We start from the raw sequence: 24,959 nt of genomic DNA, 5'->3' as shown, positions 1-24,959 counted from the left end.
GTTGTCCATGGCCCGACCGCTCAGGGGCGGCCGACGTTGGTATTCAGCCGGGTGTAACCCGGGATGCTCTTGTTAAAGGTTTCCAGCGGATTGCCGAAGCCCAGGCGCGACAGGCCGTTCAGCTCCAGTTGGAAGAAGATCGGCGTCGAGGTGGTCTGCAGGGCGGTCACGAAACGCTGCGCGCCAAGGCGGAACACCCAGCAATCGGCCTTGTACTCGAGCCCCAGGAGGCCCTCGAGCAGCTTGCGGTCGCGCAGCGAGTAGCTGGCCCGCGCCACGCCATACCAGCGCCGCGACAAGGGCCACTGGCCCGACACGTCGGCATTCCGGAAACCGCTGGCGGCGCCGATGGTGTCACGTTGATAGCGGTATTCGAAATTCAGCACCTTCATCGGCGCCGGATTCCACTGCACCCCGTAGTTCTTGCTGTACAGGCTGCGGCTCTGCGCGTCGTATTGTACGCCGCTGTCGAAGGTCCAGTTCTCGGAAATGCGGCCGGAGGCGGCCAGCAGGGCGTCCGAGCGGGTGACTTCGGCCTTGTCGGCGCTGTTCAGGCGCACGCGCGGGTTCACCTGCGGATCGCTGAAATAGTAGCGGCTGCCGGCCACCAGGCGCAGGCGCTCGGCGCCATTGGCCTCGATGAAGCGCGACACCACCGCCGCCGTCAGCTGGTTGGCGTCCGACACCCGGTCGGCGCCGACGAAGCGGTTTTCCGTGAACAGCTGGGCGTAGTTGAAGCCGGCCACCGCGGTGTCGAAGTTCGGGATCTCGCTCTGGTCCTTGTACGGGGTGCGCACGTAGAACAGGCGCGGCTCCAGGGTCTGGGTCGAATTCTCGCCGAACAGCGAGCTCTGGCGCTCGAAGATCAGGCCGCTGTCCAGCGACACGGTCGGCAGCACGCGCGAGATCCGGTTGCGCGCCACCTTGGTCACCGGGTCGACGTTGTTGTCGAGGTCGTACTGGGTCGCGTGCAGCATGACCTTGGGCGTGAAGAACCAGCCCGGCCGCACGATCGGGTAGCTGACCTGGCTCACCAGGTTGGCGCGGTTGCCCTGTACGAAGGTCTTTTCCGGGTGCGAGAAGCGCACCAGCTCGGCGTCCACCGCCCAGTCGAAGCCGCCCAGCACGTCGTAGCGGCCGGCGTGGAAATTAATCTGCGGCAGGCGGTCGTAGGGACGCGCCACCTGCAGCGCGGCGGCGTTCGGATTGTTCGGATCGAGGGCGGCCGGATCCTGCAGCACCTGGTAGCTCTGGATGCGCGTGTTCACGCTCCAGTAATGGCCCGAGTAGTCGGTACGCAGCTCGCGCAGCAGCTGGCGCTCGGCGCTGGCCGCCACCGTGCGCGAGAAGTCGGATGGATATTCGTTGTCGGAGGCGGCGTGCGCGTTCCAGCCGAAGGTCCAGCCCGGCGCCAGGGCCTGGCTGTGCAGGGTATCGATCCACCAGCGGTCGCGTTTCGCCACGCGGTCGTTCGGCAGTACCTCGAGGTGGGTCTCGCCGCTGTAGGGGCCGCGCGCGGTCTCGCCGATGTAGCGGCCGGTCAGGCCCATCTGCAGGCCGCGGTTGAAGATATAGCGCGGATACAGCGTCAGGTCGCGGTTCGGCGCAATATTGACGTAGTACGGCACCATGATCTCGGCGGCGCCCTTGGAGCCGGTGCCGATCGACGGCGGCAGCCAGCCCGAGCGGCGCGCGCCGGACAGCGAGAACGACAGCGCCGGCGTGCCGAGGATGGGCACGTCCTTGAAGTAGATGACGGTCTTGCCGGCGGTGCCGACGTCGCGCCCGCTGTCCAGGTTCAGGGTGCTGGATTTCAGGTACCAGTCCGGATCCGGGCCTTCGCAGGTGCTGTAGGTGCCGTCCACCACCACGGCCTGGTTCTCGCCCAGGAAATCGATGCGCGCAGCCTTGCCCTGGCCGTTATTCATCTGCAAATGGTAGGCCGGGTTCAGCACCCAGCCCTTGCCGGTCTCGAGGTTCAGCTGCAGCGCGTCGCCCTTGTAGCGGTCGCCGAAGCGCCACATCGTGATATGGCCCTGGGCCGTCACTTCGTCCTCGACCTGGCGGAAGCAGGCGGTGTCGGCGGTGATGCCGGTGGCGCCGCGCGTCACTTCGACGTTGCGGTACAGGTTCAGCTCGCGGTCGGGACGGCCGGCGAACTCCTCGGCGCGCATGGTCGTCGGCTGGTCGTCGTCGCTACGCGAGCCCGCCGGCGCGGTCTGCGCGTACAAGGGCCCCGTGGCCACGGCGACGAGGGCGGACAAGGCAGCGGCACGCCGCGGCGGGAAAGGAAGGGCCGTAATCCAGCTCATGAAAGATCGCGTTGCACCATAGAGGGCGATTTTTTGGATTGAATCCCTTATTATATGGGAATATTCATCACCAACCGGATTCACCGGGACGCTTCATGTCTTCTCTGTCTCAACACTCCCCCGCGGCCTTCGACAAGGATGCCCGGCTGGCCCAACTGACCGCATGGCTGGGCACCCTGGACCTGGTCGACGTCGGGAGCCTGCGCCCCGCCTCGGCCGATGCCAGCTTCCGCCGCTACTTCCGTCTCGATGTTGTGCCCGCGCTACGCGCCAAGCTGGGGGACACCCTGGTCGCGATGGACGCCCCGCCCGAGCGCGAGAACGTGCCGGCCTTCATCCACGTCGACGGCCTGCTGTTCGACGCCGGCGTGACCGTGCCGGCCATCGTCGCCCGCAAGGTCGAGGACGGCTTCCTGCTGCTGTCCGACCTCGGCACCACCACCTATCTGCAGCGCCTCGACGTCGACAACGCGCCCTACATGTACTCGGACGCCGTCGACGCCCTGATCAAGTTCCAGCTGACCAGCCAGCCCGGCGTGCTGCCGGAGTTCGACCGCGCCTTCGTGCTGCGCGAGATGAACCTGTTCCCGGAATGGTTCATCGGCCGCCACCTGGGCATCGAGATGAACGACATCCAGAAGGCCCAGCTGGAAAAGGTGTTCGAAGCCATCACCGCCAACGTGCTGGCCCAGCAGCAGGTGTTCATGCACCGCGATTTCCACTCCCGCAACCTGATGTTCCTCGACCAGGGCAACCCGGGCGTGCTGGACTTCCAGGACGCCGTGTACGGCCCCATCAGCTACGACCTGGCCTCGCTGCTGCGCGACGCCTACGTCCAGTGGGACGAGGAATTCGTGCTCGACTGGGTGGTGCGCTACTGGCAAAGCGCGAAGCAGGTTGGCCTGCCGGTCAATCCGGACATCGACGCCTTCTACCGCGACTTCGAATACATGGCCCTGCAGCGTCACCTGAAGATCCTCGGCATCTTCTGCCGCCTGAACTACCGCGACGGCAAGCCGCACTACATGGGCGACCTGCCGACCGTGATGGACTACGTGCGCAAGACCGCCAACCGCTACACCGAACTGAAACCGCTGCTGCGCCTGCTCGATGCCTTCGAGGACAAGGCGCCGGCGGTCGGCTACACCTTCTGATTCCAGGTAAATCTCGCCGATGAAAGCCATGATCTTCGCCGCCGGCCGCGGCGAGCGGATGCGTCCGCTGACGGACTCCTGCCCGAAACCCCTCCTCAAGGTGCGCGGGCGCCCGCTCATCACCTACCATGTGATCAACCTGGTGCGCGCTGGCATCAAGGACATCGTCATCAACCATTCCCACCTCGGCCACATGATCGAGGAGGAACTGGGCGACGGCAGCCGCTACGGTGCACGCATCGTCTACTCCCACGAGCCGACGCCGCTGGAAACCGCCGGCGGCATCGCCAACGCCCTGCACCTGCTGGGCGACGAACCCTTCCTGGCCGTGTCGGGCGACATTTACGCGCCCTACTTCGACTTCGAACAGGTGCTGGACGCGCTGCCGGATAACGACGCGGTCGGCCGGCCGATCCCCGTGGACAAGCGCGACATCGCCTGGCTGTACCTGACGCCGAACCCCTGGCACAACCCGGACGGCGACTTCGGCCTGACCATGTACACGCTGTCGAACGAAGGCTCGCCGAAGTGGAATTTCGCCGGCATCGGCGTCTACCGTCCCGAAATGTTCGACGGCATCAAGGCCGGCGAGTTCCTGAAATTCGGCCCGCTCATGCGCAAGTTCATCGATGAGAAGCGGGTCGGCGGCGAGATCTACGACGGCGAATGGGTCAACGTCGGCACCATGCGCCAGCTCGAGGAGCTCAACGCCCCCTATACCGCAACTGCCTCGGCCAGAGCGAAGCCATGACCGATTACGCAGCACGCCGTGCGCGCCTGGCCGCGCAGATGCTGCCGGGCGCGGTGGCCGTGCTGCCCACCGCCCCGGAAGTCCCGCGCAACGGCGACAGCGACTACCCCTACCGGCACGACAGCTATTTCTATTACCTGAGCGGCTTCACCGAGCCGGAAAGCGTGCTGGTACTCGTCGCCGCCCGCGGCGAGCGGCCGGCCCGCGCCATCCTGTTCTGCCGCGAGAAGAACCTGGAACGCGAGATCTGGGACGGCTACCGCTACGGCCCCGAAGCCGCGCGCTCAGCCTTCGGCGTAGACGAAGCCTGGCCCATCGCCGAACTCGACACCCGCCTGCCCGACCTGCTGGCCGACGCCCCGGCGCTGTACTACGCCACCGCCTCGAACGCGGCACTGGATGCGCAGGTAGCGGGATGGATCAGGACCGTACGCGCGCGTTCGCGCAGCGGCGTGACGGCCCCCGCCGCCTTCCATGACCTGCTGCCGCTGCTGGACGAGATGCGCCTCATCAAGGACGCGGACGAACAGGCGATCATGCTGCGCGCCGGCGAGATTTCCGGCAATGCCCACGCGCGCGCGATGCGCGCCGCCCGCCCCGGCCTGCACGAATACGCGCTGGAAGCCGAGCTGCTGTACGAATTCCGCCGCAACGGCGCCCAGTTCCCGGCCTACACCCCGATCGTCGCCTCCGGCCCCAACGCCTGCGTCCTGCACTACAGCGCCAACGACCGCCCGATGCAGGACGGCGAGCTGGTGCTGATCGACGCCGGCTGCGAACTCGATGGCTATGCCTCGGACATCACCCGCACCTTCCCCGTCAGCGGCCGCTTCACGCCTGTCCAGCGCAGGCTGTACGAACTGGTGCTGGCGGCCCAGGAGGCGGCCTTCGCGGCGATCGCCCCCGGCCGCCCCTACAGCGCCTTCCACGAAGCGGCCCTGCGGGTGCTCACCCAGGGCATGCTGGACCTCGGCCTGATCGCGCCGGGCAAGTTCGGCAGCGTGGAGGACGCCATTGCCGCGAAGGCCCATGTGCCCTTCTACATGCACGGCACCGGCCACTGGCTGGGCATGGACGTGCACGACGTCGGCGCCTACCGCGACCTGACGCAGGCCGACAAGCCTTCGCGCCAGCTGAAACCCGGCATGGCGCTGACCGTGGAACCGGGCATCTACGTGCGCCCGGCGGAGGGCGTGCCGGAGGAATACTGGCACATCGGCATCCGCATCGAGGACGACGTGGTCGTCACCGAGGACGGCTACCGCATCCTGACGGCGAGCGCACCGAAGACGGTGGAAGAGATCGAGGCTCTGGTTGGAAAGGGACTATGACGGAACAAGCAAGGACTGAGGAAACACTGCGGGCCGACGTCGCCATCTGCGGCGCCGGCCCGGTCGGCATGGCGCTGGCCGCCATGCTGGCGCGGCGCGGCATCGACGGCAAACGCATCGCCCTCATCGACGGCAAGGCGCTGGGCCAGGCGATCTCGGACCCGCGTTCGATCGCGCTGGCCTGGGGCAGCCGCCTGCTGCTGGAAGACGTCGGCGCCTGGCCCGGGGTTGCGGCATCGAGCACGCCGATCCACCAGATCCATGTCTCGCGCCGCGGCCACCTCGGCCGCAGCATGATGGACCGTGAAGAGCACGGCCTCGAAGCCCTGGGCTATGTGGCGCGCTATGGCGACGTGGTCGACGCCCTCGCCCGCGCCTGCGAGCGCGCCGGCGTGCAGGTGCTGCGTCCGCTGCGCGTGAACGCCATCGACGAGCGCGCCGACGGCGTCCTGCTGCAGCTGGACGACGGCCGCACCCTCCATGCGCAAGTCGCGGTGCAGGCCGAGGGCGGCGTGTTCGGCGAGCAGGCCGATAAATCCAGCACCCGCGACTACGGCCAGACCGCCGTGATCGCGCGCGTCTCCACGAGCAGCCCGGCGGCTCACCGCGCCTTCGAGCGCTTCACCGACGAAGGCCCGCTGGCCCTGCTGCCGCAAGGCGGCGCCGACGGCCACCAGTACGCCCTGGTCTGGTGCGTCCAGCCGGAACGCGCCCGGCGCCTGCTGGACCTGGGCGAAGAAGCGTTTCTTTCGGCGCTGGGCGAGGCCTTCGGCGAACGCCTCGGCCGCTTCACCGGCGTCTCGCCGCGCATCGCCTTCCCGCTCGGGCTGAACGCGGACCCGCGCGCGAGCGCCCGCACGGTCGCCATCGGCAACGCGGCCCAGACCCTGCATCCGGTGGCCGGACAGGGACTCAACCTGGGCCTGCGCGATGCGGCGGTACTGGCGCGCCTGCTGGCGCGCGAGATGAGCCCAAGCGCGCTCGACCGCTTCAAGAACGAACGCGAAGGCGACCGCAAGATGGTGATCCGCGCCACCGACACCATGGCGCGCGTGTTCGCGGACAAAGGCCCGCTGCAGCCGCTGTTCGGGCTGGCGCTGGCCGCGCTCGATACCGTCAAGCCGGCGCGCATGCTGCTCGCCGAGCTGATGATGTTCGGGCGGCGTTAAGGGTTCTGACGGCCCGCTTCCGTGCGGATCAGCTCCACCAGTTCGCGCGCATAGGCGGGCAGGCCCTCCAGGTCCTGCACCAGCACGCTGCGTTCGCGCACCGCCCACAGGTCGGTCAATTCCACCAGCGCCAGCCGCATATTGCGGCTGTGGCGCAGCGCCGACGACTGCGGCAGGATGCCGATGCCGACGTCCGCCTCCACCATGCGGCACATCGCCTCGAAGCCGCGCACCTGGATCCGCAAGTGCAGGCGGTCGCCGCTGTCGACCACGACCTTGTTCAGGAAATGCTGCAGGGTGCTGCCTTCGTGCAGGCCGATGTGCGGATAGGCCAGCGTCTCGGCAAAGCTGATGCTGCCCGCCTCGGCCAGCGGATGGCCGAGTGCCGTGGCCAGCACCAGGCGGTCGGTCGAAAAATTGATGATTTCCAGGCCCTGCCCCTGCACCGGACCGGCCGCGATGCCGATGTCCGCCGTGCCCTCCTGCACGCCGCGCACGATGTCGTGGTTGAGCCGCTCTTCCAGCGCCACGTTCACCTGCGGATGCGACGCCAGGAACAGGCCCAGCACCTCCGGCATGAATTCGGTCACCGCCGTGGTGTTCGCGAAGATGCGGATATGGCCCTTGATGCCATTGTTGTACTGCTGCATATCGCTCTTGAGCCGCTCGAGCTGCTGCATGAACTGCTGGGCATGCGCCAGCAGGGTTTCGCCGGCCGGCGACAGCAGCACGCCCTTGTTCTCGCGGTACAGCAGGCGCATGCCGAAGCGCGATTCCAGTTCCTTCATCCGGTTGCTGGCGGCCGCCAGCGACAAATGCATGCGCTCGGCGGCGCGGGTCAGGCTTTTCAGTTCCGCGACCAGGATGAACAGGCGCAGGTCGGTCAGGTCGAACAGCATGGGTGGGTTCCTTGTCTCATGCGGGAATTCTAGCCGAAGGGCCTTGGCAGGACCTACCAAGGACCGCCTTCATTGCCTTGCAGGTCGAGGCGGGCCTTTTTGAGCGGCAGATACCGACGCGAAGGCTCAAGAAGCTAAAACCGAGCGTGATTTTCTAAACGCATCTGAGTGTCCGCTTTTGGTTATACGAAGAAGTGATGTTCGGCTGCCTGGAAAGCCAGAAATGCATTGCTCGGTAGTGAGCTGAGCCTTAAACTGGGCAGCTTTTATTTGCGCACGCTGGCAAGGTCATGCCGACATTACTTCATATCACGTATTTCGAACGCACACGCGATGCCGCTGGCTTGCCCGTCGATATGGTCATCGGCGAAGAAGCCTATGACAACATCCACGAAGCGTTGATGCCAGCGGACCATGCGCATTCGGTGTATGTCACCAAGCGTTTTAGTCATGACAGCAACACTCGATGGCATGTGGAGGAGTCTTGTTGTACTGGGACAGACGGCAGCGTGCCGATGACCTACCGGGTGGTGTTGAGCAAGGTGAACAACCCACCCGAGATCTATCTGGACCAGTCGCTGGTAGCGAGCAGTCACAAGATCCACCAAGTGCTTACTGTAGGAGCGCTGGTCGAAGTTGATTACGGATTTGTGCAAACGGTCGCACATGTACAAGCACCTGCTCAGGGGGATGTGCCTTCAAACCGCGAGTATAAAGACACGATTCAGCATGGCGAGATGCATAAGCGACGTCTGGCTATCGTCGTCAAATTCCGCGCAACACAGGTACAGGTAGTTCCATTGAGTTCTGTACCTCCTGGTGCCCATGACAAGACGGCGTTTCCTATACATCCCGCCACGTTAGCGAACCTGCATTTTTATGGAACAAGCGGTAAGCAAACGTGGGGAATCTGTGGCATGACGCAAACCGTCTCGCCCAGTCGACTGTTACCCCCGCTGAGTTGGTACACGAATAAAAGCGGCACACGCAAACTTGCAAGGAACACAAAGTATCAGGATCACATCAGTGCATCGGAGTTGGACGCAATGCGTACCGCCTTGATACATGCGATTGGCGTAACCGATTACGAGAAGCTGAGGACAAAGGCGCAAGAGGCTAAGGACGCGGCCACCGACATAGCTACCAAACAAAGTCAGATTGTCCTGCAACAACAACAGATCGCCCAGCTACAACGGCAGGTTGCTGCTCAGAACGCTGTCGCAGCCCGGCATGAAGCGGTAGAGGAGTTGGCGACACACTGGGCAAAGGAGATGGGCATCGATTTCGAACAACAAGTGCAGGAGCTGATAGAGATGAATGCTCAGCCCACACAATAGGATTTGACTCAGTATCGACTTTACGATAATATCGAGCTCGGTAGAGATGCGGAGGCAGTATCCAAACTCTACGACGGTCCTAGACCATTACTGCACAAAAAATTGCTTATTGAAAACCGCCCTTGAGGCGGTTTTCTCTTTTTGGCGTTCTACACGCAATGGCAATTCTCCTCTAGCCCGTCTCGCGCCCACGTTGTCCACACGGTTGCCCCTTCACCAAAACCGTAGCCCCCCTTCCAAAAGCATCGATTGTGCCAAACTGGCATGAGGTCCAGACTGGGCGCTCGTCAATAGAGAGCCCCGCACCACCATGACCTCCGATGCCTTCGATGACTCCCTGCTCCAGCAGTGGGTCGGCAAGACCGAAACCGTCGGCGCGCGCGTCAACGCCGTCACCGCCAACGCGCTGGCGGCCACGCTCGACCGTCCGGACCGCTTCGACACGGGCGCCGGCCTGCCGCCGCTCTGGCACTGGGCCTATTTCTGGCACGCCGCGCCGCAGTCCGAGCTCGGTCCCGACGGCCACCCGCAGCGCGGCGGCTTCCTGCCGCCGGTGCCGCTGCCGCGCCGCATGTGGGCCGGCGGCCGCCTGACGTTCAGCCGGCCGCTGCGGGTCGAAGGCGAAGCCACCCGCAGCTCGCAGGTGAAGAGTGTGAGCAGCAAGCATGGCGCCACCGGCCCGCTGGTGTTCGTCACCGTGCGCCACGAGCTGGCGCAGGAGGGCGCCGTGTGCATCACCGAAGAACACGACATCGTCTACCGGGAAATGCCGCAGCCGGGTGCCGCTGCGCCGGCGCCGAAGATGGCGCCGGTGGAAGCCGACTGGGAACGCAGCATCGCCCCCGATCCGGTGCTGCTGTTCCGCTACTCGGCGCTGACCTTCAACGGCCACCGCATCCACTACGACCGCAGCTACGTGACCGAGGTCGAAGGCTATCCCGGCCTGATCGTGCACGGCCCGCTGATCGCGACCCTCCTGCTCGACCTCGTGCAGCGCAATCTGCCGCAAGCGCGCATCGCCTCCTTCTCCTTCCGCGCCGTCGGCCCGCTGTTCGACATCGAGCCCTTCACGGTGTGCGGCAGCCTTGACCCCGACGGCCGCACCGTGCGCCTGTGGGCGAAGAACATCCGCGGCGAGCTGGCCATGCAGGCCGACGCCGTAATCGCCTGATTGCCTGATTCATACTGGACCACCACCATGTCGATTCAACAGAACCACGATTACCAGGACATCCGCGAAGCGGTGCGCGCCCTGTGCGCCGAATTCCCCGCCGAGTACTTCCGCAAGGTCGACGAGGCGCGCGCCTATCCGGAAGAATTCGTCACCGCGCTGACCCAGGCCGGCTGGCTGGCGGCCCTGATTCCCGAGGAATACGGCGGCTCCGGGCTGGGCCTGACCGAGGCCTCGGTCATCATGGAAGAGATCAACCGCGCCGGCGGCAACTCGGGCGCCTGCCACGGCCAGATGTACAACATGGGCACCCTTCTGCGCCATGGTTCGAAGGCGCAGAAGGAACGCTACCTGCCGAAGATCGCCAGCGGCGAGCTGCGCCTGCAGTCGATGGCGGTGACGGAACCGACCACCGGCACCGACACCACCAGGATCAAGACCACGGCCGTGCGCAAGGGCGACAAATACGTCATCAACGGCCAGAAGGTGTGGATCTCGCGCATCCAGCACTCCGACCTGATGATCCTGCTGGCGCGCACCACGCCGCTGTCGGAAGTGACGAAGAAATCCGAGGGCATGTCGATCTTCGTGGTCGACCTGCGCGAGGCGATCGGCCGCGGCCTGTCCGTGCAGCCGATCCTCAACATGGTGAACCACGAGACCAACGAGCTGTTCTTCGAGAACCTGGAAATCCCGGCCGAGAACCTGATCGGCGAAGAAGGCAAGGGTTTCAAATACATCCTCGACGGCCTGAATGCCGAGCGCACCTTGATTGCCGCCGAATGCATCGGCGACGGCTACTGGTTCATCGACAAGGTAACCAAATACGTGAGCGAGCGCGAAGTGTTCGGCCGCCCGATCGGCCAGAACCAGGGCGTCCAGTTCCCGATCGCGAACGCCTATGTGAACGTCGAAGCGGCCAACCTGATGCGCTACAAGGCCTGCGCCCTGTTCGATGCCCACCAGCCCTGCGGTGCCGAGGCGAACATGGCCAAGATGCTTGCCGCGGATGCGTCCTGGGAAGCGGCCAACGCCTGCCTGCAGTTCCACGGCGGCTTCGGCTTCGCCGCCGAATACGACGTCGAGCGCAAGTTCCGCGAGACCCGCCTGTACCAGGTGGCGCCGATCTCGACCAACCTGATCCTCGCCTATATCGGCGAGCACGTGCTCGGCATGCCGCGTTCGTTCTGAGGAGGCGACCATGAATGATTCCACCCTGCGCCCGCTGGACGGCATCACCGTCGTCACGCTCGAACACGCGATCGCCGCGCCCTTCTGCACGCGCCAGCTGGCCGACCTCGGCGCGCGCGTCATCAAGATCGAACGCCCCGGCGTGGGCGACTTCGCGCGCGCCTACGACAGCCGCGCGCGCGGCCTGGCCTCGCACTTCGTGTGGACCAACCGCTCCAAGGAAAGCCTGACGCTCGACGTCAAGCACGAGGAAGCCGGCGCCATCCTCGACAAGCTGCTGGAAGAAGCCGACGTGCTGGTGCAGAACCTGGCGCCCGGCGCCGCCGCCCGCCTCGGCCTGTCCTACGAGGCCCTGTCCGAACGCTTTCCGCGCCTGATCGTCTGCGACATCTCCGGTTACGGCGCCGACGGCCCCTACCGCGACAAGAAAGCCTACGACCTGCTGATCCAGAGCGAATCCGGCTTCCTGTCGGTGACCGGCACGCCGGACGAGCCGGCCAAGGCGGGCTGCTCGATCGCCGACATCTCGGCCGGCATGTACGCCTACTCGAACATCCTGGCGGCGCTGATCCGGCGCGGCCGCACCGGCAAGGGCAGCCACATCGACGTCTCGATGCTGGAAACCATGATGGAGTGGATGAGCTTTCCGCTCTACTACGCGATGGACGGCGCCTCGCCGCCGCCGCGCGCCGGCGCCGCCCACGCCACCATCTACCCCTACGGCCCCTTCCCCGCCGGCGACGGCCGGGTGGTCATGCTGGGCCTGCAGAACGAGCGCGAATGGGCGCTGTTCTGCACCAAGGTGCTCGGCATGCCCGAGCTGGCGGGCGACCCGCGCTTCAACTCGAACGCGGCGCGCACCGCCGCCCGCGGCGAACTGCGCGCCATCATCGTCGACGTGTTCTCCCGGTTCACGGCCGAGCAGGTGATCGACAAGCTGGAGTCGGCGCCGATCGCGAACGCCCACGTCAACACCATGCACGACATGTGGGAACACCCGCAGCTGAAGGCGCGCGGACGCTGGCTTGATGTGGCGACGCCCGCCGGTCCCCTGCCCGCCCTGAAGCCGCCCGGGGTGCCCGAGGACTGGAATGCGCGCATGGATCCGATTCCGGCGCTTGGGGCGCATACGGAGGCGATCCTGGGTGAGCTGGGGTATGGGGCGGAGCGGATCGCGGCGCTGCGCGAGCAGAAGGCAATCTAAGAACGACGGCACTAACCGGAGACGCATCAATGAACGAGCACCACCCCAGCCAGAAACTGGCCACCTTCGCCGCCAGGCTGCGCTTCGAAGACATCCCGGCACCGGTAATCAGGCGCGCCGAAGACCTCTTCCTCGACTGGTTCGGCTCGGCCCTGGCCGGCAGGACCGGCCGTCCGGTCCAGGTCATCGAAGCCTTCGCGCGGCAAATGGGGCCGCAGGAGGGCGCCTGCGAAGTGCTGATCGCGCGCCGCCGCACCACGCCGCTGTTCGCCGCGATGGTCAACGCCGCCTCCTCCCACTTCGCCGAGCAGGACGACGTGCACAATGGCTCGGTATTCCATCCGGCCGCGGTGGTGTTCCCGGCGGCGCTGGCGGTCGCGCAGGCGATTCAAGCGAGCGGACGCGATCTGCTGACGGCATCGGTGGCCGGTTATGAAGTCGGGATCCGGGTCGGCGAATTCCTCGGCCGCTCGCACTACAAGATTTTTCATACGACCGGCACCGCCGGCACCCTGGCCGCCGCCGCTGCCGCCGGTCACCTGCTGGGCCTGAGCCCCGAACAGATGCTGCACGCCTTCGGCTCGGCCGGCACCCAGGCCGCCGGGCTGTGGGAATTCCTGCGCGACGCCGCCGATTCGAAGCAGCTGCACACGGCCCACGCGGCGGCCGGCGGCCTGACGGCGGCCTACCTGGCGCAGGGCGGCTTCACGGGCGCAAGCCGGATCCTGGAAGGCGCCCAGGGCATGGCGGCCGGCATGTCGCGCGACGCCGACCCGGCAAGGCTGACCGATCAGCTTGGACAGCGCTGGACCCTGGCCGAAACCTCGTTCAAGTTCCACGCCTCCTGCCGCCACACCCATCCGGCCGCCGATGCCCTGCTGCAGGTGGTGAGCGCGCACGCGCTGCAGCCGCAGGACATCGTGGGCGTGACGGCGCGCGTGCACCAGGGCGCCATCGACGTGCTGGGCCCGGTGGTCGATCCGCGCACCGTGCACCAGGCGAAGTTCTCGATGGGGACGGTGCTCGGCCTGATCGCCGAATTCGGCAATGCGGGCCTGCAGGAATTCGAGAGCTTCTACAACGATCCGCGCATCGCCGCTTTCCGCAACAAGGTCGAGATGGTGCTGGACGAGGAAGTCGACCGCGCCTATCCGGCACGCTGGATCGGCAAGGTGACGGTGCACACCGCCGACGGACGCACGCTGGCAGGCCGCGTCGACGAACCGAAGGGCGACCCGGGCAACACCTTGTCGCGCGAGGAGCTCGAAGACAAGGCCCTGCGCCTGGCCGGGTTTGCCGATGCCGCCAGCCCGGACGAGATGCGCGCCGCTTTTGCCCGCATCTGGACGCTGGCCGATGCCGAGCGGGTCGGCTTCCTGCTGTCCGGCCAGGACTGAAGCATGCTGGAACGCTCCTATCTGTTCGTACCGGGCAACCGCCCGGAACGCTTCGACAAGGCCTGTGCCGCCGGCGCCGATGCGGTGATCGTCGACCTCGAGGACGCGGTGCCGCCCGCCGACAAGCAGGCTGCGCGCGATGCGCTGGCCGCCTGGCTGTCGCCGCAGCAGCCGGTGCTGGTGCGCATCAACGGCTTCGAGAGCGCCTGGTTCGAGGACGATCTCGTGCTCTGCGCCGTGCCCGGCGTGGCCGGCATCGTGCTGCCCAAGGCCGAGCACGAGGCTGCGCTGGCCAGGCTCGACGCCGCCGGCGCCACCGCCATCCTGCCCCTGATCGAAAGCGGCCTGGGATTGTGGAATGCCGCCGCGCTGGCGCGCATGCCGCGCGTGCAGCGCCTGGTCTTCGGCTCGATCGATTTCAGCCTCGACCTGAACATCCAGGAAAGCCACGAGACCCTGCTGCATGCGCGCTCCCAGTTGGTGCTGGCCTCGCGCGTGGCGGGCATCGCGGCGCCGGTCGACGGCGTGACCACCAGCTTCGACGATCCCGTCCGCGTGCACGGCGACACCCTGCGGGCCCGCGCGCTAGGCTTCGGCGGCAAGCTGTGCATTCACCCGAAACAGGTCGCTCCCGTGCACGAGGCCTTCGCGCCGACCGCCGCGGAGCTGGACTGGGCCGGGCGCGTGGTCGCCGCGGCCGAGGCGGCGCAGGGCGGCGCGGTGGCCCTCGACGGCAAGATGGTCGACCGGCCGGTCATCCTGATTGCGCAGCAAATGCTCGAAGAAGCACGGCGGCGCAAGTAACAACCCAGCTGTTCCCATTTCAACGACAAAGGAGACAAGATGAAATTCAAGATCATGCACGCGGTACTGTTCGCCGCCACCTTCGGCAGCGCCGGCGCCTACGCCCAGGCGCCGATCGTCATCAAGTTCAGCCACGTGGTCGCCAACGACACGCCGAAGGGCAAGGGTGCGCTACGCTTCAAGGAACTGGCGGAAAAGGCGACGGCGGGCCGGGTCAAGGTCGAGGTCTACCCGAACAGCACGCTGTACAAGGACAAGGAAGAAATGGAAGCGCTGCAGTTGGGATCGGTCCAGATGCTGGCGCCCTCGCTGGCCAAGTTCGGCCCACTGGGCGTGAAGGAATTCGAAGCCTTCGACATGCCCTTCATTTTCCCGGACAAGCAGGCGCTGTACCGCGTCACCACCGGCCCGGTGGGCAAGTGGTTCTTCGCCAAGCTCGAACCCAAGGGCGTCCATGGCCTGGCCTATTGGGATAACGGCTTCAAGGACATGACCGCCAACAAGCCGCTGCACACGCCGGCCGACTTCCGCGGCCTCAAGATGCGCATCCAGAGCTCGAAGGTGCTGGACGCCCAGTTCCGCGCGCTCGGCGCCAATCCGCAGGTGATGGCCTTCTCCGAGGTCTACCAGGCGATGCAGACCGGCGTCGTCGACGGCAACGAGAACACGCCGTCGAACATCTATACGCAGAAGATGCACGAAGTGCAGAAGGACATGACGATTTCCAACCACGGCTATATCGGCTACGCGGTCATCGTCAACAAGAAGTTCTGGGACGGCCTGCCGGCCGACATCCGCACCAAGCTCGAGGGCGCGATGGCGGAAGCCACCAAGTACACCAACGACATCGCCCAGGAAGAAAACGACAAGGCGATCGAAGCGATCAAGGCCAGCGGCAAGACCACGGTCTACACCCTGACCCAGGCCGAGCGCGAAACCTGGCGCAAGGCGATGTCGCCGGTGTACAAGCAGATGGAGAGCCGGGTCGGCAAGGAGGCACTGGACGCCGTGGAAAAGGCCGTGGCGGGTAAATGAGATGACGCCGATGCGAATCGCCGACGCGGACGGCGGGCCCGTGCTGGACGAACGGGTGCTGCTCGGCGCCCTGCCGCTGGCGTCCATGCCGGCGCGGGCGCTGGAACTGGGCTGCGGCACCGGGCGCCAGACCCGGCTGCTCGCCGCCGGCGGCCGCTTCGCCTCCATCCTGGCGCTGGAGGTCGACCGCATCCAGCACGACAAGAACCTGCTGGTCGACGACCTGCCCGGCGTGCGTTTCGCACTGGGCGGGGCGCAGCGGATTCCCGCGCCGGATGCCGGCGTGGACGCGGTCTTCCTGTTCAAGTCCCTGCACCACGTACCGCTCGACCTGCTGGGCCAGGCGTTCGCCGAGATGCACCGGGTGCTGGCGCCCGGTGGCCTGGTGTACATCTCGGAACCGGTGTTCGGCGGCGACTACAACGAGATCCTGCGCCTCTTCCACGACGAGGAGAAAGTGCGCGCGGCCGCCTTCGAGGCGACCCGTGCGGCCGTCGATGAGGGATTGTTCGAGCTGGTGTCCCAGACCTTCTTCCGCGCGAAGGTGAAGTACAGGAGCTTTGCCGACTTCGAACGGAAGGTGATCCAGGTGACGCATACCGAGCATCGCCTGTCGCCCGCGCTGTACGCGCAGGTGCAGTCGACATTCGAGGCCCACCTGGGCCCGGACGGGGCGAACTTCCTGGCCCCGTTCCGGGTCGACCTGCTGCGCAAGGCGTGATCGTTTAGTCGACCGCCTTGACCATGGACTCGATCACCTTCTTCGCATCGCCGAACACCATCATCGTGTTCGGCTGGTAGAACAGGTCGTTGTCCAGGCCCGCATAGCCGGAGGCCATCGAGCGCTTGTTGACGATGATGCTCTTGGCTTTATAGGCTTCCAGGATCGGCATGCCGGCGATCGGCGATTTCGGGTCCTTGGCGGCCGGATTCACCACGTCGTTCGCGCCCAGCACCAGCACCACGTCGGTCTGGCCGAATTCGCCGTTGATGTCCTCCATCTCGGCCACCTGGTCGTAGGGCACCTCGGCCTCGGCCAGCAGCACGTTCATGTGGCCGGGCATGCGGCCCGCCACCGGGTGGATGGCGTAGCGCACCTGCACGCCGTGCTCGGTCAGCTTCTCGGCCAGTTCCTTCACCGAGTGCTGGGCGCGCGCCACCGCCAGGCCGTAGCCCGGGACGATGATCACGGATTCCGCGTTCTGCAGGATGAAGGCGGCGTCTTCGGGCGAGCCGGCTTTGACCGGACGCTGTTCCTTGGCACCGCCGGCGCTGGAGTCCACCGCCTCGCCGCCGAAGCCGCCCAGGATCACGTTGAAGAAGGAGCGGTTCATCGCCTTGCACATGATGTACGAGAGGATGGCGCCGCTCGATCCCACCAGCGAGCCGGCGATGATCAGCATCGAGTTGTTCAGCGAGAAGCCGATACCGGCCGCCGCCCAGCCCGAATAGGAGTTCAGCATCGACACCACCACCGGCATGTCGGCGCCGCCGATCGGGATGATGATGAGTACGCCCAATATGAAGGACAGCACGGTCATCACGATATAGGGCGTCCAGGCCGCTGTATTACTTCCTCCGGTGCCGCTTGAAAAGCAGAACACGAGGCCCAGCGCGATGATGGCGATCGCCACCAGCAGGTTGATGATGTGCTGGCCCGGATAGCGCACCGGCGCGCCCTGGAACAGGCGGAACTTGTACTTGCCGGCGAGCTTGCCGAAGGCGATCACCGAGCCCGAGAAGGTGACGGCGCCCACGAAGGTGCCGATGAACAGTTCCAGCCGGTTGCCGAAGGGGAGCGCGGCGCCGCGTTCGGCGATATTGAAGGCCCAGGGCTCGGACACGGCGGCGATCGCGATGCAGACCGCGGCCAGGCCGATGAGGGAGTGCATGGCGGCCACCAGTTCCGGCATCTTGGTCATCTCGACCCGGCGCGCGGCAACGGTGCCGATGGCGCCGCCCACCACCACGCCCAGCAGCACCAGGCCGAAGCCCATGCCGCCCGTGCGGATCTGTTCCTGCAGCTTGAACATCAAAGCGATCGTGGTGACCACGGCAATCGCCATGCCGGTCATGCCGAAGGCATTGCCCATGCGCGCCGAGGACGGCGAGGACAGCCCTTTCAAGGCCTGGATGAAGCACACCGATGCCACCAGGTACAGCAGCGTCACCATATTCATGCTGATGAAATTCATGCTGCCTCCTTGGCACCGATGCCGTTGCCGGGCTTGTCGCCCGCGACGGCCTTGCTTGCCTTTGGCTCCTTCTTCTTGAACATCTCCAGCATGCGCTGGGTGACCAGGAAGCCGCCGAACACATTGACGGCCGCCAGCGCCACCGCGATGGTGCCCGCCACCTGGCCGGTGATGCCCTCGGTGAGGCCGGCCGCCAGCATGGCGCCGACGATGATGATGGCCGACACTGCGTTCGTCACCGCCATCAGCGGCGTGTGCAGGGCCGGCGTGACGGTCCACACCACGTGGTAGCCGACGTAGATCGCCAGCACGAAGATGATCAGGTTGATGATCGTGTGACTGATTTCCATGTTCTGCTCCTCCACTTATTTACGCAACACTTCGCCATCCGCGCACACCATCACGGCGCGCACGATCTCGTCCTCGCGGTCGATGGCGAGCTTGCCTTCCTTGTCGACGATGAGCTTCAGGAAGTCGAGCACGTTGCGCGCGTACAGGGCCGAGGCATCGGCCGCCACCAGGGCCGGCAGGTTGGGCTCGCCGATGATGGTCACGCCATATTTATTCACGGTCCGGCCCAGTTCCGTCAGCGGGCAGTTGCCGCCCTGCTCGATCGCCATGTCGACGATGACGGAGCCCGGCTTCATGGCCCGCACCGTGTCTTCCGAGATCAGCACCGGCGCCTTGCGGCCCGGGATCAGGGCGGTGGTGATGACGATGTCGGCGAGTTTGGCGCGTTCGTGCACCAGTTCGCCCTGGCGGCGCATCCAGTCGGCCGGCATCGGGCGCGCATAGCCGCCCACGCCATGCGCGATCTCCTTCTCTTCGTCGGTCAGGAAAGGGACGTCGATGAATTTGGCGCCCAGCGACTCGACCTGCTCCTTGACCGGCGGGCGCACGTCGGAGGCCTCGATCACGGCGCCCAGGCGCTTGGCGGTGGCGATCGCCTGCAGGCCGGCCACGCCCACGCCCATGATCAGCACGCGCGCCGCCTTGACCGTGCCGGCGGCCGTCATCAGCATCGGCATGAAGCGTTGATAGGCATTCGCGGCCAACATCACCGCTTTATAACCGGCGATGTTGGCTTGACTCGACAGCACGTCCATCGACTGCGCGCGCGTGATGCGCGGCGCGGCCTCCAGGGCGAAGGCGGTGAGGCGCTTGTCGGCCATCGCCGCCAGGTTCTCGGTATCGAAAGGGTTCAGCATGCCGATCAGCGCGGTGCCCGGGGCCATCAGGGTGCGCTCGTCCGCGTTCGGGGCGCGTACCTTCAGCACCAGCTCGGCCTGGAAGGCTTCCTGGGCGCTGCCGATGCGGGCGCCGGCGGCGGCATAGGCATCGTCGGTTACGGAAGCATGCAAGCCGGCGCCGGACTGCACGATGACTTCGTGCTGGGCTGCCAGCTTCTTGACGGTTTCGGGCGTTGCTGCGACGCGTGTCTCACCTGGCCTGGTTTCGGCCGGCACACCAATCTTCATCATGCCTCCGCAAAATTGATAAACTGTCTACAATCTAGCATGCAAAAGTCGACAAGAGCAGTTGTCAATATCGATCAGTGGTATTTCGTAAACAGACCGGCAATTTTCCTGCCCAACGTGTTACAGACCTAGGGATATCCCGCCGTTTTTTGTATCAAATCAAGCAAAAAGTCCGACCAGAACTGTTGCAATGCAGCGTGCGTGCAAGCAATGGCTGTGCCATCAAGGTAAAATGTCGGCACACTACAAGGACGCGCATGACCCATACCTTCAGACCATCAGTGACCGTCGCTGCGATCATTCAGCGCGATGACGGCCGCTTTCTGCTGATCGAAGAGGAAACCAGCGACGGCATCCGGCTGAACCAGCCGGCCGGCCACCTCGACCCATTCGAATCGCTCGAACAGGCGGTGATCCGCGAGGCCATGGAAGAAACCGCCCACGAGTTCGTCCCCGAGGCGCTGGTCGGCATGTACATCTCGCGCTACCACTCGAAGTCGCGCGGCACCGACGTCACCTACCTGCGCTTCACCTTCTGCGGCAGGCCGGGCAGGCAATACGACCAGCCGCTCGACGAGGGCATCCTGCGCACCTTGTGGATGACGCGCGACGAACTGGCGGCCTGCCAGGAGCGCCACCGCAGCCCGATCGTGCTGAAGTGCGTGGACGACTACCTGGCCGGCAAGCGCACTGAGCTCGACCTGCTGTACACCGACCATACGGTATTCGATGGCGGTCTTTCAATCAAACCGGACGTAACGTAAGCATGAGCAAGAAAAAAGTCGTGATCGGGATGTCGGGCGGCGTCGACTCCTCGGTCGCGGCCTGGATGCTGAAGGAACAGGGCTATGAAGTCGTCGGCCTGTTCATGAAGAACTGGGAAGACGACGACGATTCCGAATACTGCTCGACGCGCCAGGACTGGATCGACGCGGCCAGCGTGGCCGACGTGGTCGGCGTCGACATCGAAGCCGTCAACTTTGCCGCCGAATACAAGGACCGCGTGTTCGCGGAATTCCTGCGCGAGTACCAGGCCGGCCGCACCCCGAACCCGGACGTGCTGTGCAACGCCGAGATCAAGTTCAAGGCCTTCCTCGACCACGCCATGAAACTGGGCGCCGACCTGATCGCGACCGGCCACTATGCGCGCGTGCGCCAGAACCCGGGGACCGGCAAGTTCGAGCTGCTGAAGGCCTTCGATTCGACCAAGGACCAGAGCTACTTCCTGCACCGCCTGAACCAGGCGCAGCTCTCGAAAGCCCTGTTCCCGCTGGGTGAGATTCCCAAGACCGAGGTCCGCAAGATCGCCGAGAAGCTGCAGCTGCCGAACGCGGCCAAGAAGGACTCGACCGGCATCTGCTTCATCGGCGAGCGCCCCTTCCGCGAATTCCTGGGCCGCTACCTGCAGCACAAGCCGGGCCCGATCAAGCTGGACAACGGCCAGACGGTCGGCGAACACGTCGGCCTGTCCTTCTACACCCTGGGCCAGCGCAAGGGCATCGGCATCGGCGGCCTGAAGTCGCACAAGAACGCGGACGGCACCAGCGAGCCGTGGTTCGTGGCGCGCAAGGACATCGCCAGCAACACCCTCTACATCGTGCAGGGCCACGACCACCCCTGGCTGTTGTCCGCCGAACTTGGCGCGGGCCAGGCCAGCTGGATCGCCGGCGAAGCGCCTGCTCCACGCGCACTGTCCGCCAAGACCCGCTACCGCCAGGCCGACGTCGCCTGCAGCGTGGCGCCGGAAGGCCTGGACCGCTTCAGCCTGCGCTTCGACGAGCCGCAATGGGCGGTGACGCCCGGACAATCGGCGGTGCTGTATGACGGGGATGTTTGCTTGGGTGGTGGGATTATCGATAGCGCCACTGGCGTTTGATCCCGTACTCGTAGCCCGCGGCGTTTGATCGTCGTCCCCGCGAAGGCGTGGACGACGTTTACACGTACGTGTCCGCAGTCGACTGTTGCACCCTTCCGCAAAATTTCACGATTTTTAGCCGCGCTTGCCATTTCTCCATCGAACTGCGCGCCGAAATATCGTAATCTTCACTAATGTTGCCGCACGGCAAATTTTGCACACAGGAGCAGCAATGGCTGAAGACACCAACAACGCGACAGAAGTGCTGTCGTTCCGGCTGGGCGCGGAAGAATATGCGCTCAGCATCCTCAAGGTCCAGGAAATCCGCGGCTACGACAACGTCACCCGCATCGCCAGCGCGCCGGACTACCTGAAGGGCGTGGTCAACCTGCGCGGCATCATCGTGCCGATCGTCGACATGCGCATCAAGTTCAATGTCGGCAACCCGACCTACGACGCGTTCACCGTGGTGATCGTCCTGAACATCAACGGCCACACGATCGGCATGGTGGTCGACAGCGTGTCGGACGTCGTGACCCTGACGCCGGACCAGATCAAGGCCGCGCCGGACCTGGGCGCCAGCGTCGCCGCAGAATACCTGCAGGGCCTGGGCACCGTCGGCGAGCGCATGCTGATCCTGCTCGACATCGACAAGCTGCTCAGCTCCGAAGACATGGGCCTGCTGGCCGCCGCACGGTCCGCCGCCTGACAGTACTGCCTCCCACGGCCGCGGCATGCGCCGCGGCTGTCTGCCTCATCTCGCTTCACCTCCAACAACATCATGAATTTCAGTAATTTCAAACTGCGCACCCGCCTTGCGCTGGGCTTCGGCATCATCTGCGCCATGCTGATCGTCGTTCTCGTGCTGGCCGTGACCATGCTCGGCCGCGTCAACCAGGGTGCCCGCGACATCGTGCAGCAACGCATGCCGAAGATCGAGGCGGCGACCTCGATCCTCGACCAGACCAACAACATCTCGGTGGCGCTGCGCAACCAGATGCTCAACGACGATCCGGCCGACCGCAAGCTGCAGACCGCCAACGTGATGAAGGCGCGCGCCACGATCCAGTCCATCCTCGACGGCTACCACGCCGAGACCACCGCAGGCGCGGAGCGCGAGCTGGCCAACCAGACCGCCGAGCACAACGCCACGTTCGTCAAGGACCAGGACGAGCTGCTCAAGCGCATCGGCGCCGGCGACATCGATGGCGCCAAGGCTTACCTGACCAGCGAATTCCGCCCCCTGCTGCTGGCCTACAAGAAGGTCCTGAACGAGCAGATCAAGCTGCAGAAGACCGCCGTGGCGGCGGCCAGCGACAACGCCGAACTCACTTATTCGGAAACCCGCACGCTGATGATCGGCCTGGGCCTGGCCATCCTGGTGATGGCGGGCGTCATCGCCTGGCGCATCTCGGCATCGATCGCGGTGCCGGTCGCGCGTGCGCTGGAGGTGGCGAATACCGTCGCCGCCGGCGACCTCACCAGCCACATCGACGTGACCACCCGCGACGAGATGGGCCAGCTGCTGCAGGCCCTGAAGGCGATGAACGAAAGCCTGGCGCGCACCGTACGGACCGTGCGCAGCGGCACCGACACCATCGCCACCGCCTCGGGCGAAGTGGCGGCCGGCAGCCTGGACCTGTCCTCGCGCACCGAGCAGCAGGCCAGCTCGCTGGAGGAGACGGCGTCGTCGATGGAAGAGCTGACCTCGACCGTCAAGCAGAACGCCGACAACGCGCGCCAGGCCAATGTGCTGGCGGAATCGGCCTCGAACGTGGCGGCGCGCGGCGGCGCCGTGATCGAGCAGGTGGTCGGCACCATGCGCGAGATCCACGATGCCTCCGGCAAGATCGCCGACATCATCGGCGTCATCGACGGCATCGCCTTCCAGACCAATATCCTGGCGCTGAACGCGGCCGTCGAAGCGGCGCGCGCCGGCGAGCAGGGCCGCGGCTTCGCGGTCGTCGCCGGCGAAGTGCGCAACCTGGCCCAGCGCTCCGCCGCCGCGGCGCGCGAGATCAAGGCCCTGATCGTGGATTCGACCGGCAAGGTCGAGAACGGCAGCAAGCTGGTCGGCGAAGCCGGCAGCACCATGCGCGAAATCGTCGACGGCGTGCGCCGCGTGACCGACATCATGAGCGAGATCACCGCCGCCAGCCACGAGCAGAGCAGCGGCATCGAGCAGATCAACCGGGCGATCGCACAGATGGATGAAGTCACCCAGCAGAATGCGGCGCTGGTGGAGCAGACCTCGGCGGCCGCCGAAGCGATGCAGGACCAGGCGGCGCGCCTGGCGCAGGCGGTGAGTGTGTTCAAGGTGGAGGGCGCGGCGCAGGCCGTGGCGCCGACGCTTTCCAGGCCGCTGAAGCGCGTGGAAACGCCGAAGCTGGCGCAGGCGGCTAAGCCGGCGCAGCGCAAGGAGCCGGTGGCGGCGGAGTGGGAAGCGTTTTAATAAGAACGTCCGTCGCCCCCGCGGCTTCTCTAAGACGTTCAGGCGCCCCGATGCTGCCTGACGATATTCAGCACCGTAGTGCGAATGGTCCGCAGTACGGTCTCCGCCTTGAAGGGCTTGACGATGAAGCCCTGCACCCCGCGCGTCAGCGCGGCCTGCACCGCGGGTGCGTCGAGGGTGCCGGAAACCATGAAGATCAGTGTCTTCGGCAGATGGGTGCGCAGTTGCTCGACCACGTCGTTGCCGTCCTCGACCTGCTCGCGCGCGATGCAGAAGATGTGCGGGCGGTGCTTCTGCGCCAGCGCGTAGCCGAGCAGGCTGGTATGGGTCTGGCCGGCCACTTCGTAGCCGCCGTCGGTCAGCACGGTGTTGAGCAGGCCGCGCGAGATCGCGTTCGAATCGACAATCACTGCCTTGAGCATCATGGTTTTCCTGTCCTTCCTCAGTTGGCGTCCCACGCCAGCATCTTCCAGCTCACCCCGAGCCTGACGTCGGTCTTCAGGTCGACCAGCTTGCGCGAGACCTCGAGGATCTCGCGCTCGGCGCGCAGGCGCTCGCCCAGCGGGGTCTTGAGGATGCCGGCGCCGGCCATTACCGCGTCCAGGTCGCCGTAGGCGTTCAGCAGGCGCGCCGCGGTCTTCATGCCGATCTTGGAGACGCCCGGCACGCCGTCGGTCGGGTCGCCCATCAGCGCCAGCAGGTCATGGATGCGCTCGGGCGCCACGCCGAACTTGTTGCGCACCCAGGCGTCGTCGTGCCACTCGCCCTTGAAATGGTCCCACACCAGGGCGCCATGGGCGATCAGGGCGTGTAGGTCCTTGTCGGTGGTGGCGACCACCGCATCTCCCCTGCCCTCCGACAGCCAGCGCATGACGCCGGTAGCGATCACGTCGTCGGCCTCGACCTCGGGAATCATGAGCGCGTGCAGGCCGGCCGCGCGCAGGCGCTCGTGGAATTCCGGCAGCGCATTGCGCAGGTCCGAGGGCATCGGCGCCCGTCCCTCGCGGTAGCGCGGATACAGGGCGTGGCGCCAGGTCTGGCCGCCGTAGTCGAAGGCCGCCAGCACGTGGGTCGGCGCATGCGCCTCCAGCAGCTTGCGGAAGGACGAGAAGGCGTGGCGCAGGGCGATGCTGGCCTTCAGGTCGGAGTCCGGCTCCGGACTGGCCTCGTAGACCCGGCGGACGATGTTCAGGCCATCGATGGCCAGCAGCTTTGCCATACTCT

At 65.7% G+C, this 24,959-nt stretch carries 23 protein-coding genes; 16 read left to right on the top strand and 7 right to left on the bottom strand.

The window, feature by feature from the left end; translation table 11 throughout:
- Positions 1-20 precede the first annotated feature (20 nt).
- Positions 21-2,312 carry an LPS-assembly protein LptD gene (locus tag AB4Z32_RS15750; RefSeq protein ID WP_442122796.1) on the bottom strand — a complete coding sequence of 764 codons (2,292 nt, stop codon included), beginning with the start codon at positions 2,310-2,312 and terminating at the stop codon, positions 21-23.
- A gap of 95 nt (positions 2,313-2,407) precedes the next feature.
- On the opposite strand from AB4Z32_RS15750, the gene AB4Z32_RS15745 reads away from it, so the two are divergent.
- Genes AB4Z32_RS15745 through AB4Z32_RS15730 form a run of 4 tightly spaced genes read left to right on the top strand, consistent with a single transcriptional unit; the run spans position 2,408 to position 6,717 of the window.
- Positions 2,408-3,466, top strand: a complete 1,059-nt coding sequence (locus tag AB4Z32_RS15745) for an aminoglycoside phosphotransferase family protein (RefSeq protein WP_442122795.1) — start codon at positions 2,408-2,410, stop codon at positions 3,464-3,466.
- A 19-nt stretch (positions 3,467-3,485) separates the two neighbouring features.
- The gene (murU, locus tag AB4Z32_RS15740; protein ID WP_442122794.1) at positions 3,486-4,217 is read left to right on the top strand and encodes an N-acetylmuramate alpha-1-phosphate uridylyltransferase MurU; all 732 of its coding nucleotides are present in this window, start codon (positions 3,486-3,488) and stop codon (positions 4,215-4,217) included.
- Entirely contained in the window at positions 4,214-5,548 is a 1,335-nt protein-coding gene (gene pepP / locus AB4Z32_RS15735; RefSeq protein WP_442122793.1) for a Xaa-Pro aminopeptidase, read from the top strand. The genes murU and pepP overlap by 4 nt, the downstream gene beginning before the upstream one ends.
- Positions 5,545-6,717: a UbiH/UbiF/VisC/COQ6 family ubiquinone biosynthesis hydroxylase gene (locus AB4Z32_RS15730; protein ID WP_442122792.1), complete on the top strand. Its 1,173-nt coding sequence runs from the start codon at positions 5,545-5,547 to the stop codon at positions 6,715-6,717. Before pepP ends, AB4Z32_RS15730 begins: the two co-directional genes overlap by 4 nt.
- Here the strand turns inward: AB4Z32_RS15730 and AB4Z32_RS15725 are convergent.
- Positions 6,714-7,616 carry a LysR family transcriptional regulator gene (locus tag AB4Z32_RS15725; protein ID WP_442122791.1) on the bottom strand — a complete coding sequence of 301 codons (903 nt, stop codon included), beginning with the start codon at positions 7,614-7,616 and terminating at the stop codon, positions 6,714-6,716. The two genes, AB4Z32_RS15730 and AB4Z32_RS15725, sit on opposite strands and share 4 nt — an antisense overlap.
- A gap of 290 nt (positions 7,617-7,906) precedes the next feature.
- On the opposite strand from AB4Z32_RS15725, the gene AB4Z32_RS15720 reads away from it, so the two are divergent.
- The 8 genes from AB4Z32_RS15720 (at position 7,907) to AB4Z32_RS15685 (ending at position 16,476) form a co-directional block, all read left to right on the top strand.
- On the top strand, positions 7,907-8,953 hold the full coding sequence (locus AB4Z32_RS15720; protein WP_442122790.1) for a hypothetical protein: 1,047 nt from the start codon (positions 7,907-7,909) through the stop codon (positions 8,951-8,953).
- Between the two features lie 310 nt (positions 8,954-9,263).
- Positions 9,264-10,124, top strand: coding sequence for an FAS1-like dehydratase domain-containing protein (locus tag AB4Z32_RS15715; RefSeq protein WP_442122789.1), 861 nt, complete (start codon positions 9,264-9,266; stop codon positions 10,122-10,124).
- Between the two features lie 27 nt (positions 10,125-10,151).
- Positions 10,152-11,315 (top strand): acyl-CoA dehydrogenase family protein, encoded by a 1,164-nt coding sequence (locus AB4Z32_RS15710; RefSeq protein ID WP_442122788.1) that lies wholly within the window; start codon positions 10,152-10,154, stop codon positions 11,313-11,315.
- A 25-nt stretch (positions 11,316-11,340) separates the two neighbouring features.
- Positions 11,341-12,519: a CaiB/BaiF CoA transferase family protein gene (locus tag AB4Z32_RS15705; RefSeq protein WP_442122881.1), complete on the top strand. Its 1,179-nt coding sequence runs from the start codon at positions 11,341-11,343 to the stop codon at positions 12,517-12,519.
- A gap of 29 nt (positions 12,520-12,548) precedes the next feature.
- Entirely contained in the window at positions 12,549-13,916 is a 1,368-nt protein-coding gene (locus AB4Z32_RS15700) for an MmgE/PrpD family protein (protein ID WP_442122787.1), read from the top strand.
- Positions 13,917-13,919: 3 nt separating this feature from the next.
- The gene (locus AB4Z32_RS15695) at positions 13,920-14,720 is read left to right on the top strand and encodes an HpcH/HpaI aldolase/citrate lyase family protein (protein ID WP_442122786.1); all 801 of its coding nucleotides are present in this window, start codon (positions 13,920-13,922) and stop codon (positions 14,718-14,720) included.
- Between the two features lie 39 nt (positions 14,721-14,759).
- Entirely contained in the window at positions 14,760-15,755 is a 996-nt protein-coding gene (locus tag AB4Z32_RS15690; protein WP_442122785.1) for a TRAP transporter substrate-binding protein, read from the top strand.
- 1 nt (position 15,756) lies between these two features.
- Positions 15,757-16,476: a class I SAM-dependent methyltransferase gene (locus tag AB4Z32_RS15685; protein WP_442122784.1), complete on the top strand. Its 720-nt coding sequence runs from the start codon at positions 15,757-15,759 to the stop codon at positions 16,474-16,476.
- A gap of 4 nt (positions 16,477-16,480) precedes the next feature.
- Here the strand turns inward: AB4Z32_RS15685 and AB4Z32_RS15680 are convergent, their stop codons facing one another.
- The 3 genes from AB4Z32_RS15680 to AB4Z32_RS15670 are packed head-to-tail and all read right to left on the bottom strand — an operon-like array spanning position 16,481 to position 19,428.
- A complete protein-coding gene (locus AB4Z32_RS15680; RefSeq protein WP_442122783.1) occupies positions 16,481-17,950 on the bottom strand; it encodes an NAD(P)(+) transhydrogenase (Re/Si-specific) subunit beta in 1,470 nt (489 codons plus the stop codon).
- Positions 17,947-18,300: an NAD(P) transhydrogenase subunit alpha gene (locus AB4Z32_RS15675; RefSeq protein WP_442122782.1), complete on the bottom strand. Its 354-nt coding sequence runs from the start codon at positions 18,298-18,300 to the stop codon at positions 17,947-17,949. The genes AB4Z32_RS15680 and AB4Z32_RS15675 overlap by 4 nt, the downstream gene beginning before the upstream one ends.
- Before the next feature lie 15 nt (positions 18,301-18,315).
- Positions 18,316-19,428: a Re/Si-specific NAD(P)(+) transhydrogenase subunit alpha gene (locus tag AB4Z32_RS15670; RefSeq protein WP_442122880.1), complete on the bottom strand. Its 1,113-nt coding sequence runs from the start codon at positions 19,426-19,428 to the stop codon at positions 18,316-18,318.
- 257 nt (positions 19,429-19,685) lie between these two features.
- Here AB4Z32_RS15670 and AB4Z32_RS15665 point away from each other — a divergent pair, with 257 nt between their 5' ends.
- The 4 genes from AB4Z32_RS15665 (at position 19,686) to AB4Z32_RS15650 (ending at position 23,735) form a co-directional block, all read left to right on the top strand.
- Entirely contained in the window at positions 19,686-20,192 is a 507-nt protein-coding gene (locus AB4Z32_RS15665; protein ID WP_442122781.1) for an NUDIX hydrolase, read from the top strand.
- A 2-nt stretch (positions 20,193-20,194) separates the two neighbouring features.
- Positions 20,195-21,304 (top strand): tRNA 2-thiouridine(34) synthase MnmA, encoded by a 1,110-nt coding sequence (gene mnmA / locus AB4Z32_RS15660; RefSeq protein ID WP_442122780.1) that lies wholly within the window; start codon positions 20,195-20,197, stop codon positions 21,302-21,304.
- A 211-nt stretch (positions 21,305-21,515) separates the two neighbouring features.
- Positions 21,516-21,992 carry a chemotaxis protein CheW gene (locus tag AB4Z32_RS15655; RefSeq protein ID WP_442122779.1) on the top strand — a complete coding sequence of 159 codons (477 nt, stop codon included), beginning with the start codon at positions 21,516-21,518 and terminating at the stop codon, positions 21,990-21,992.
- A 72-nt stretch (positions 21,993-22,064) separates the two neighbouring features.
- Positions 22,065-23,735, top strand: coding sequence for a methyl-accepting chemotaxis protein (locus tag AB4Z32_RS15650; RefSeq protein ID WP_442122778.1), 1,671 nt, complete (start codon positions 22,065-22,067; stop codon positions 23,733-23,735).
- 38 nt (positions 23,736-23,773) lie between these two features.
- Here AB4Z32_RS15650 and AB4Z32_RS15645 read toward each other — a convergent pair whose 3' ends face one another.
- Together AB4Z32_RS15645 and AB4Z32_RS15640 are read right to left on the bottom strand one after the other, a co-directional pair.
- Positions 23,774-24,160, bottom strand: a complete 387-nt coding sequence (locus tag AB4Z32_RS15645; RefSeq protein WP_442122777.1) for an ANTAR domain-containing response regulator — start codon at positions 24,158-24,160, stop codon at positions 23,774-23,776.
- A 17-nt stretch (positions 24,161-24,177) separates the two neighbouring features.
- A complete protein-coding gene (locus AB4Z32_RS15640) occupies positions 24,178-24,954 on the bottom strand; it encodes a 5'-3' exonuclease (protein ID WP_442122776.1) in 777 nt (258 codons plus the stop codon).
- Positions 24,955-24,959 lie beyond the last annotated feature (5 nt).

This window comes from Massilia sp. 2TAF26 (assembly GCF_052115005.1).
Taxonomy (GTDB): Bacteria; Pseudomonadota; Gammaproteobacteria; order Burkholderiales; family Burkholderiaceae_D; genus Telluria.
This window is presented reverse-complemented; position numbering and strand designations above follow the sequence as displayed.

Coding starts and splice junctions, on each gene's coding strand:
- AB4Z32_RS15640 (WP_442122776.1), bottom strand. CDS start 24,954: ATGGCAAAGCTGCTGGCCATCGATGGCCTGAACATCGTCCGCCGGGTC.
- AB4Z32_RS15685 (WP_442122784.1), top strand. CDS start 15,757: ATGACGCCGATGCGAATCGCCGACGCGGACGGCGGGCCCGTGCTGGAC.
- AB4Z32_RS15650 (WP_442122778.1), top strand. CDS start 22,065: ATGAATTTCAGTAATTTCAAACTGCGCACCCGCCTTGCGCTGGGCTTC.
- AB4Z32_RS15695 (WP_442122786.1), top strand. CDS start 13,920: ATGCTGGAACGCTCCTATCTGTTCGTACCGGGCAACCGCCCGGAACGC.
- murU (WP_442122794.1), top strand. CDS start 3,486: ATGAAAGCCATGATCTTCGCCGCCGGCCGCGGCGAGCGGATGCGTCCG.
- AB4Z32_RS15670 (WP_442122880.1), bottom strand. CDS start 19,428: ATGAAGATTGGTGTGCCGGCCGAAACCAGGCCAGGTGAGACACGCGTC.
- AB4Z32_RS15675 (WP_442122782.1), bottom strand. CDS start 18,300: ATGGAAATCAGTCACACGATCATCAACCTGATCATCTTCGTGCTGGCG.
- AB4Z32_RS15750 (WP_442122796.1), bottom strand. CDS start 2,312: ATGAGCTGGATTACGGCCCTTCCTTTCCCGCCGCGGCGTGCCGCTGCC.
- mnmA (WP_442122780.1), top strand. CDS start 20,195: ATGAGCAAGAAAAAAGTCGTGATCGGGATGTCGGGCGGCGTCGACTCC.
- AB4Z32_RS15730 (WP_442122792.1), top strand. CDS start 5,545: ATGACGGAACAAGCAAGGACTGAGGAAACACTGCGGGCCGACGTCGCC.
- AB4Z32_RS15710 (WP_442122788.1), top strand. CDS start 10,152: ATGTCGATTCAACAGAACCACGATTACCAGGACATCCGCGAAGCGGTG.
- AB4Z32_RS15725 (WP_442122791.1), bottom strand. CDS start 7,616: ATGCTGTTCGACCTGACCGACCTGCGCCTGTTCATCCTGGTCGCGGAA.
- AB4Z32_RS15655 (WP_442122779.1), top strand. CDS start 21,516: ATGGCTGAAGACACCAACAACGCGACAGAAGTGCTGTCGTTCCGGCTG.
- AB4Z32_RS15680 (WP_442122783.1), bottom strand. CDS start 17,950: ATGAATTTCATCAGCATGAATATGGTGACGCTGCTGTACCTGGTGGCA.
- AB4Z32_RS15720 (WP_442122790.1), top strand. CDS start 7,907: ATGCCGACATTACTTCATATCACGTATTTCGAACGCACACGCGATGCC.
- AB4Z32_RS15645 (WP_442122777.1), bottom strand. CDS start 24,160: ATGATGCTCAAGGCAGTGATTGTCGATTCGAACGCGATCTCGCGCGGC.
- AB4Z32_RS15745 (WP_442122795.1), top strand. CDS start 2,408: ATGTCTTCTCTGTCTCAACACTCCCCCGCGGCCTTCGACAAGGATGCC.
- AB4Z32_RS15665 (WP_442122781.1), top strand. CDS start 19,686: ATGACCCATACCTTCAGACCATCAGTGACCGTCGCTGCGATCATTCAG.
- pepP (WP_442122793.1), top strand. CDS start 4,214: ATGACCGATTACGCAGCACGCCGTGCGCGCCTGGCCGCGCAGATGCTG.
- AB4Z32_RS15690 (WP_442122785.1), top strand. CDS start 14,760: ATGAAATTCAAGATCATGCACGCGGTACTGTTCGCCGCCACCTTCGGC.
- AB4Z32_RS15700 (WP_442122787.1), top strand. CDS start 12,549: ATGAACGAGCACCACCCCAGCCAGAAACTGGCCACCTTCGCCGCCAGG.
- AB4Z32_RS15715 (WP_442122789.1), top strand. CDS start 9,264: ATGACCTCCGATGCCTTCGATGACTCCCTGCTCCAGCAGTGGGTCGGC.